The sequence below is a fragment of the Corallococcus caeni genome (genome assembly GCF_036245865.1).
GTDB classification, from domain to species: Bacteria; Myxococcota; Myxococcia; order Myxococcales; family Myxococcaceae; genus Corallococcus; species Corallococcus caeni.
On the sequence record NZ_BTTW01000127.1, the window covers coordinates 1 to 283 of the forward strand.

Here is a 283-nt window from a genome sequence, read left to right on the forward strand (position 1 = left end):
GAGCGCCCGGGGGCAGCCTGTCGCGGAGCGCGGAGTGGGACAGCACCAGGCCCGCGCGAGAGTCCTCGAGCATGAGGGCGAGGCGCTCGGAGGGGTAGGCGGGGTCGAGGGGGACGTAGGCGCCACCGGCGCAGAGGATGGCGAGGAGGCTGGTGACGAGCTCGTCGGAGCGCTGGAGGAAGACGCCGACGGTGACTTCGGGGCCGACGCCCAGCAGGCGCAGGTGGTGGGCGAGGCGGCAGACGCGCTCGGAGAGGGAGCGGAAGGAGAGCTGCGTCTGCGA

At 73.9% G+C, this 283-nt stretch carries 1 protein-coding gene; it reads right to left on the bottom strand.

The features are described 5' to 3' along the window. Positions 1–283, bottom strand: a 283-nt coding sequence (locus tag AABA78_RS39110; protein WP_338270634.1) for an AMP-binding protein, incomplete at both ends; no start/stop codon positions are given.